Here is an 8,596-nt window from a genome sequence, read left to right as displayed (position 1 = left end):
TAGCCACCGTGTCTACTAGAAGAAGAAAGAGCAAGAAATGCCAGAAATGTAAGATTAGAGTTACTCATGTGCGATCGCTTATAGCTTTTGTAACGCATAAGAGGCATGCCAATCATAACTAATAGAATGAGGATTAAAGGCAAGAATGAAGTTTTCTTTCTTCCACGTGTCTGTCTTCCTGGAATATTCTCGGCAGTAAATTCACCTTCTGCTAGTTTAATTATCGCTGTTGTTGCTTGGTCAATTCCACCAAAGAAATCCCCATTTCGGAAATTAGGCTTCATTATGTTTTCGACGATTCGTTTGGCTAGGGCATCTGGCAAAACGCCTTCCATGCCATAACCTGTAGCGATAAACATTTTGCGGTCGGACTTAGATATTAGTATCACTAGGCCGTTATCTTTCCCTTTTTGACCAATACCCCATTTCTGACCAAGTTCTGTGGCGTACATGCCGATATCATTCCCTTCGAGAGAATTAATAATTACTACCGCAATTTGTGTGGATGTAGCGTTGTTGTATGCAACCAGTTTTTGCTCCAATTGATTCTTTTGGGCTTCACCTAATATTTTGGCGTAGTCATTAACCAGTCTTGGAGGATTTGATTGCTCAGGATAATTCTGTGCACTTGTAGAAGTGCTAATAAATATCGCTAAAGCAGCGAATATGATTTTTATTTTATGCATCGCCAAAAGAAATTTCGTCATCTAATTCGTTTACGTCGTCTGATTGATAAGGGAAGTGTGCTTTCAATTGCTCACCAGCAGAGAGAATACCCTCGCTAAGTCCTGTAGCGAAATCTCCACTTCTAAAATGCTCTTGCATCTTTTCCTTAGTGCTTTCCCAAAAATTGTCTGCCACTACCTTGTTGATGCCTCCATCGCCTAAAATGGCAAATTTATGGTCTACTGTAGATAAGTAAAAGAGTACTCCGTTTCTTAATTCGGTTTTGTGCATTTTTAAAGCGGCAAATACATTGGAAGCTCTGTCGAGAACTTCTCCTTTGCATTTACCTTCTACATGCACTCTAATCTCACCAGATGTATTGAGTTCAGCAGTTTTTACTGAATCTACGATCTGCTTTTTCTCTTGTTCTGTAAAGAAATCTTTCGACATATTTTTAAAATTTTACTTCAGGTGCTTTTTCTGCTCCTTCATCCGATTCGAAGTATACTCTTTTCTCCATCGCAAAGAAGCCTGCAATAATATTAGTAGGGAAAACTAAAATGTAGGAGTTATAACTTTTTACAGATTCATTAAACCTTTTACGTTCCACAGCAATTCTGTTTTCTGTTCCTTCCAATTGTGATTGCAGTTCCAAGAAATTTTGATTTGCCTTTAGGTCCGGGTATCTCTCTGATACCATCATTAGTTTTGATAGAGCAGAACTTAAACCAGCTTGTGCTTTTTGAAATTGCTGAATCGATGCTGCATTTAGATTGTTGGCGTCAATATTAATACTTGTGGCTTTAGCTCTAGCTGAAATTACTTCGGTAAGTGTTGATTTTTCATGCTCCGCATATCCTTTTACAGTAGAAACTAGATTGGGTATTAAATCGGCTCTACGTTGGTATACATTTTCTACTTGAGACCAAGAACTGGTAACGGTTTCGTTTTTGACTACCATGTCATTATAAGTAGTTTGAACCGTGGTGGTCGCATACACTACAACAATAATAATTGGGAAAAATATGGCTCCCAATATTGCTGCTAACTTAAACTTTGGCATTTTAATCGCCACATATACACACCCTCCAATTACGAGAGCAATTAAAAATAGAATTCCCATTGGTTTGCTTTTATTGTTTTATTAAATATGGTTAGAAGTCGCAAAGATACTCATCTATTAGATAGAAAATAGCTTGTTCTAACTAGTAGACGAATAGCAGCTGATTTTATTTTAGTCCATTTGTCATAAACCAAAGAGGCTTGCCTTCGAAGGGATTTTCCCAAATATGATAAACAGTAAATCCATAACGTTCATAGATTACTTTGTTACGTTCTATGGAAGTTTCTAAAAGAATGGGTAATTGCTCATTTTGAGCTAATTCGAATAAATGATCTTTCAGTCCGAAACCAGCTTTGTCGCCATCTTTTTTAACTCCGAGAAATCAAAAATAAAAGTGATCTCCCTGGTATCGATGCTTCTTTAGATATGCTTCGCGTTTCAAAGCATGTATAACTTTAGCTATAGGAATAGAAAGAGTAAAGCGTATTTCTGCGATAAATTCTTTGAGATTAGATGAGTTATTGTTCGAACGGAAGCACAATGCTGCCCCCATTTTATTGTCGGAGATATAAGCCCCTCCTCGATTAATTGCTTTGATAAAAGCGTAGGAAGCTAAACGACTAATTTTCTTTTTTCTATTTCTGCCAAGGCCTATTACGCTGCTTACACTGAGGTTGGCTTCAAATGTATCTGCAATTATTTTTACAGCGATAGATTCGTCTTGAGGGCTAGCTAATTTCACTTTGCAAGACAGATCTAACTTGATTAGAGAAAACGTTAATGCAGCACACCTGATTTACTCAGCCCTTCTGGAACATGGATAGATTTGATGCCCATTATTTCATAAACGTTATCTCGAATAGTATCAGACATTGATCCTGTTGGAAGGTTGTTGGCTTCCATACCAAATGGATCCTCAATCTCTTCTGAAATCAATTCGATACCCATCATGGCAAACGACATAATCATGGCTGCAGGAATAGTTAAATATTCGAAGGCTTGTACCAATCCGAAAGGAAGAATAAAGATGTATATCAAAATGAATAATTTGATAAATGTGCCATGCGAAAAGGGGATAGGCGTTTTTTTAATTCGTTCACATATCCCAAGAATGTCTATTAATTTTTCAAGTATGTTTCTTAATTGCATTTTTTCCATTTCTGAAACGTATTCCTTTTCATTTAGCTCATTAATTTTTAAATGCATTTTAGAAACTATAGCGTTGGGAATGTGCTGCATTTTTTCCATTTCGGCCACCGTTCTTGCATTTGTATAAATCATATTGTCTAAAGTCTTTGTTACTTCAGACCTTAAGTGCCATTGCAATGCAATTGTAAAATTGGAGATATGGATGGCAAAAAATTTTCTGGTCGACTTATCGGTAGTCGGGATAATAGCATTGAGCAACATCGAAAGGCTCCTCGAATTATTAATTAAACTACCCCAGGCTTTTCTGCCTTCCCACCATCTGTCGTAAGCACTGTTTAGCCTAAAAACCAGAAACAAGGAAAGAATAAAGGCTAACATAGAGAAGAACATGGTATCGATAGTTAGCTTATCTTCTAAAAAATGCATGTTGAACATTGTTACAACAGTAGCATAAAGTCCGTTTACACATATAAACTTTACTAATTGTTGCTGATTGTAACTCTCTTTATAAGTTCTGCCTATCGTCTTAAAAAGACTGTTCCACTTCTTCGAATCGTAAACTATCATAGTTCTCTAGTTATCAACTGGCGTTGATGTTAATTGGTACAAAAGTCTAACATTTGGCGATAGATGCCTTAACGTTCTGTGAAAAAAATGTTTTTTTATTTATTAGAGTATCGAGTGACTTGAGTCTTAGTAATGAAGGTACTTTGAATAATCTTACCGTAATACAGTTATATACCCTGTTTCAATCACATCTTCATTATCGAGGTTGTTGTATTCTATCACATAAAGATAAATTCCTTCCGGCACATCTTTATTAGATTCATTTTTACCATCCCAGAACTCTTCTTGCGATTCAGTGAAGAATAAACGCTGTCCCCATCTGTTAAAAATCTGATAGCTGATTGAGCTTATGCCGTCAATTAATATTGGTGAGAATACATCGTTTACCCCATCATTATTGGGGGTGAAAATATTTGCAATATCCACTACCGTATAGCATGCTTCAAAAGTTACGTATTTCTTGAATGTTACTGCCTCGCAATAATTAGAAATTTCTACTGAGTATTCTCCTTCCTCACCGATTACCATCATTGGATCTGTGGATCCATCGTTCCATAAATAAGTTGCATGATCTGATGTTACGTCAAGGGTTATAGTATCTCGATTACATACTGTTGTGTCATTAAATTCGAATGGGTCAATAACATTAACATCCACAGTTATAGAATCTCCAGCTGATCCACATCCAGTATTTATTATTACCCAAAATATCCCTTCTACACCGGTAGTGATTTCTGGACCTGTAGTGCCGTCTTGCCATTCGTAAGTTGCATCATCATAGGTGGCGTCTAAACGTAATGTTTCTCCATTACACAGTATCGTATCCAATCCTAAATCTATAGAAGGTATTGGAAGATAGGATACGTAAAAGGTGTCTGATGAAAAGCCGCAAGTCGTTACTGCCGTTACCCAATACTTTCCTTCCGCGTTAACATTTATTAGAGAAGAGGTAGAGCCGTTTTGCCAATCGTAAGAAATTGCATTCGTGATATTGGCACTTAGGGTTACAATGTCGTCGTTGCAGACAAGTAAATCGGTTGAGTTGTCTGCATCGACTGGAATAGTAAGATTAAGCGTTACAATCGAATCGCATCCGGTACTGGTAATATATGTCTCTGTAGCTGTATTGTTGGAGCTAGAATATGTTACTCCATCAATCCAGGTAATTGGAATACAAGAGGTAATATTATCCGTGCTTTCAATAAAATCAACTATTCTTAGATAAAGTGTTATTTCGTTTTCACAGCCATCGATTGTTATATCCATGTGTTTTGTGGCTCCATTTGTCACATCACCCCAATAAGTTGCACCGTCAATCCATGTATAAGGAACATCACAGGCAATTACAGTATCTGTTTCGGTAAGAAGTGGAGCGTTAGTATAATTAAGCGTAACAACAGAATCACATCCATCGGCATTAAGAAGGGTATGTGTGGCTGTATAATTAGAAGTAGTATATGTGATACCGTTAATCCAAGTTATTGATGAACAGGTATCAATTACATCAGTTCCTGTGTTGGCAGATACAATTGTTAAATCTAAAGTTACAAGAGAGTCACATCCACTTTCGCTAGTTGCAATATATGAAGCGGAAGTATTATCAGATGTATAGGTAGCTCCGGTACCATTGGTCCATGTATAGGGACCGCAGCTTGTAACCACGTGAGGTCCACTTAGATCTATCTTTGTAAAGTTTAGGGTATATATTATAGTGTTGTTATTATCGTCGGTTACAGATTCCGTGGCTGTATAATTACTGCTTGTGTATGTATTACCATACCATGAAATTGGACCGCATGAAGTTATTACATCGGTAATTTGTGCAAAGCTGCTAACCGATGTTAGAAGTAACACTGAAAGTACAAGCGCTATTTTGCTGATAACAGTGTTAAATCCGTTCTTCTCAGGTATGGTTTTAATTGACTTCAAAATTATTTATTGGGAGCTGATGATTTTACTGCTTCAGGTTTTGCTGGTTCTAAGTTCTCATCCATACTAAGAATAAAAAACTCTGTTCTTCTATTCAGCTGCATACCTTCTTGCCATTTAGGATCACCTCTTTTAGATACTGGCCCTAAGAACTCTTCTGTTAAATGATCATCGACTTCATAAGAACTTGTTTTTGCAATTTTCTTGCTTACCCTAAGGGGAGAAGATTCGCCAAACCCAATTGCTTCAAGTCTTTCGGCAGAAATATCGTGCTGAATTAAATACTCCATAACGCTTTTTGCTCTTTTGACTGAGAGCATGTTATTGAGATGATCCTTGCCACTATAGTCTGTGTGCGCCCTAAGTTGAATTCTCATTTTAGGATATTTATTGAGCGTATTTACTAACTGATTAAGAGATTCCTGTGTGCCATTCTTTAGTTTGTAGGAAGATATTTCGTACATCACATTTGGCAGGTTAATCGGTTCTTTAAGATCAATAAGAGTAAGATTATCTAATTGCAATGTTGTAGACTTCATTAGTCCAACGGTTGTTAGCTCTAAGTCTTTGGAGATGTAACCGGTTTTTCTAACCTGAATGATGTAGTTAACATCTTCACCCAATTTGAATTTATAATAACCATCCGCTTTGGTGGTATAAGTTTTAACAGTTTGATCATCGCCGATTAGTTCAACAATTGCCTCACCAATAACTTCTTCGGTTGTTTCGTTGGTTACCACTCCTTCTAACTCCACTACGATTGGAGGTCTGTTAAATACATATAAATCATCACCACCTTTTCCGCCATGTCTATTCGAAGAGAAGATACCTGAATTTTCATCCCCTTTAAAGGTAATACCGAAGTCATCTCGGGTAGTGTTCATTGGGTATTTGAGATTAATAGGATCTGAAAAAGTAGAATCGGTTAATCGCTTGGCTTTATAGATATCTAAGCCTCCCATGCCTTTGTGTCCGTCGGATGCGAAGTATAGAGTTCCATTCTTCCGTATAACCGGAAAGGCCTCGTCGCCAGCAGTATTAATATTGGCCCCAAGGTTTTCAGGATAAGACCATGTATTGGTGCCTTTGTCGTAAGTGCATTTCCAAAGATCTTTACCACCTAAAGTTCCTTCCATGTCAGAAGAGAAAATCATAGTTTGATTGTCTGCCGAAACTGCCGGATGGGCAGCAACAATAGAATCAGCAGCTAATTCAATCTTTACAGGTTCTCCCCAGCCTTTGCTTTTTTTCTCTGATTTATATATTTGGCAGCCCATATTTACTTTAGGATCACTAAGGCATTTAGTAAAGTATATTGTACTGAAATCTTGGTCGAAAGAGCAGACACCTTCGTTGTAACTAGAATTGACTTTGCCTTTAACTAGCTTGGCTTTACCCCACTTTCCGTTCTTGTTCTGAATGGTTCTGTAAAGGTCTGTATAACCTTGGCCAGATGTAGCGTCGATAGTAGAATCTACTTCCATATCAACATCTCTGGCCGAAGTGAAGTAGATAATAGAGTAATCATATTTAGCATAAGCAGGAGAAAAATCATCTGCAAGAGAATTGAAAGATCTGTTCTTACTTACTTCATAGCGAGAGTCTGCCTTTTCCCATTTCATGGCTCTTTTACAGTCTCTTATGCCGTCTTTTCCTCTAGGGTCGTCTGGAATTTTTTCTTCATATTCCTCATAGAATATCAATGCTTTTTTTAAATCGTTATTTTGCTTTTTAACATCTGCCAAATATAATATTGCAAGAGGATCCAGATGGCCATTATTGACAGCTTTTTCTATCCATATTTCTGCTTCTTTATAATTTTTGATTCTTTGGTAGCAGATACCGATTTGGAATATTATTCGCTGCTTTTCGTCTTTATTCGCATTGGTTTTTTGATATCCAATATTATAAAGTTCAATGGCCTTATGATATAACTTAGCTTCAAAAGCCCTTTCAGCCTTCATGGTAAATTCATTAATCCAATAGTTTTCAAAGCTGTTATCTTTCTTTAACCGCTGTGCTTGTGAGGTGAGCGTGATAAGCGAAATAAGCAGGGTGATAAAGGTCTTAGTCATTGCAAAAGGTAGATCTTGTCTGTTAGGTTAATCAACGAAGTTAATATCCCTTTGATGTTAATCTTCTTGATTCCGCATTATAAAATGTAATTATCTTAAGTTTTTATTTTCCCTATCGGATCTCGCCATCTATTTTTAAGCTATTGAGAATGTTGGTCTGTGAATGAACTATTTGGTTTTTGATGTTGCGAAGGTACTATAAATATTCAAAAAAGGACTATAAGGCACTAGCATTTAGTTGCTTGGACAACGCTGATTTATTGTTGTTACATCGTGTGGTTTTTAGTTAGTGGAGGGCAGTAGATTCTCTTTGAAGGAATCAGTAATAAAGCCACTTGTGGTTCAGGATGTACTTAATGTGATGAAAATATTAGAGCTAACAACTGCAGATTGATTTCAATTTGAAGCACTTAGTTTGAGCAAGCTCAACGTTCTAGTTATATTGCCCATGAGTACAGTAAGTTTCTGAAATTGTTTGAGGATTATTTCCTTCGTTCCTCAGTCAATGATTCAATGGGGTGTGGGATGCACAACGAAAAGCCATCTCGCCTTCAGCGATATTCGCCTTTTTTATTGAAGTGCTTCGTTTCAGCAAGCTCAACTCACATTCAATAAAAAAAGCCTTTATGCAATGCATGAAGGCTTTTCGTTGTGGGCGATGTAGGATTCGAACCTACGACCCCCTCGGTGTAAACGAGGTGCTCTGAACCAACTGAGCTAATCGCCCTTATCGTTTCTGATTAAGGAAGTGCAAATATATACTAAAATACTTTTCAAGCAAGCAGATTTTATACCGCTTCTGCAACAATAAAGGTGCTACCACCAATAAATACAAGGTCATTAAGTTTTGCATTCTGTTTAGCTGCTTTACAAGCCTCTAAAACAGAAGGGTAGGTGTTGCCTTTAAGTTTGTATGTTCTCGCTTTGGTTTGAAGATCTTATTCTGGCATCGCCCTTGGGATGTTGGCTTTTGTGAAATAATAGATTGCATCTCGAGGAAGAAGGTTTAGTACTTCTCCAATTGACTTATCGTTAACCATTCCAATAACAAAATGAAGTGCTTTATATTTTATATTGTCAAGCTGTTTGATTATTTCTTTGATGCCAGCTACATTATGTCCTGGATCACATATTGTTAACGGATTAG

General features: G+C 37.1%; 8 protein-coding genes and 1 tRNA gene. All 9 read right to left on the bottom strand.

Annotated features, from left to right (window positions below):
* Nucleotides 1-707 (bottom strand): TPM domain-containing protein (locus HRT72_11155; protein ID NQY68262.1); only part of this gene is annotated, 707 nt, incomplete at its 3' end.
* The gene (locus HRT72_11150; GenBank protein NQY68261.1) at nt 679-1,116 is read right to left on the bottom strand and encodes a TPM domain-containing protein; all 438 of its coding nucleotides are present in this window, start codon (nt 1,114-1,116) and stop codon (nt 679-681) included. The genes HRT72_11150 and HRT72_11155, both read right to left, overlap by 29 nt.
* A gap of 4 nt (nt 1,117-1,120) precedes the next feature.
* Entirely contained in the window at nt 1,121-1,729 is a 609-nt protein-coding gene (locus tag HRT72_11145) for a LemA family protein (GenBank protein ID NQY68260.1), read from the bottom strand.
* A 382-nt stretch (nt 1,730-2,111) separates the two neighbouring features.
* A complete protein-coding gene (locus HRT72_11140) occupies nt 2,112-2,471 on the bottom strand; it encodes a hypothetical protein (protein ID NQY68259.1) in 360 nt (119 codons plus the stop codon).
* A gap of 35 nt (nt 2,472-2,506) precedes the next feature.
* Nucleotides 2,507-3,445 carry a hypothetical protein gene (locus HRT72_11135; GenBank protein ID NQY68258.1) on the bottom strand — a complete coding sequence of 313 codons (939 nt, stop codon included), beginning with the start codon at nt 3,443-3,445 and terminating at the stop codon, nt 2,507-2,509.
* A 153-nt stretch (nt 3,446-3,598) separates the two neighbouring features.
* Nucleotides 3,599-5,374: a gliding motility-associated C-terminal domain-containing protein gene (locus HRT72_11130; protein NQY68257.1), complete on the bottom strand. Its 1,776-nt coding sequence runs from the start codon at nt 5,372-5,374 to the stop codon at nt 3,599-3,601.
* 2 nt (nt 5,375-5,376) lie between these two features.
* On the bottom strand, nt 5,377-7,449 hold the full coding sequence (locus HRT72_11125) for an OmpA family protein (GenBank protein ID NQY68256.1): 2,073 nt from the start codon (nt 7,447-7,449) through the stop codon (nt 5,377-5,379).
* Nucleotides 7,450-8,101: 652 nt separating this feature from the next.
* Nucleotides 8,102-8,176 (bottom strand) — tRNA-Val (locus HRT72_11120).
* A gap of 211 nt (nt 8,177-8,387) precedes the next feature.
* Nucleotides 8,388-8,596 (bottom strand): bifunctional folylpolyglutamate synthase/dihydrofolate synthase (locus tag HRT72_11115; protein NQY68255.1); only part of this gene is annotated, 209 nt, incomplete at its 5' end.

This window comes from Flavobacteriales bacterium, from assembly GCA_013214975.1.
In the GTDB taxonomy this organism is placed as follows: domain Bacteria; phylum Bacteroidota; class Bacteroidia; order DT-38; family DT-38; genus DT-38.
The sequence above is the reverse complement of the archived record's forward strand: the minus strand, read 5'-3'. Positions and strand labels throughout refer to the sequence as shown.

Coding starts and splice junctions, on each gene's coding strand:
- HRT72_11150 (NQY68261.1), bottom strand. CDS start 1,116: ATGTCGAAAGATTTCTTTACAGAACAAGAGAAAAAGCAGATCGTAGAT.
- HRT72_11145 (NQY68260.1), bottom strand. CDS start 1,729: ATGCCAAAGTTTAAGTTAGCAGCAATATTGGGAGCCATATTTTTCCCA.
- HRT72_11135 (NQY68258.1), bottom strand. CDS start 3,445: ATGATAGTTTACGATTCGAAGAAGTGGAACAGTCTTTTTAAGACGATA.
- HRT72_11125 (NQY68256.1), bottom strand. CDS start 7,449: ATGACTAAGACCTTTATCACCCTGCTTATTTCGCTTATCACGCTCACC.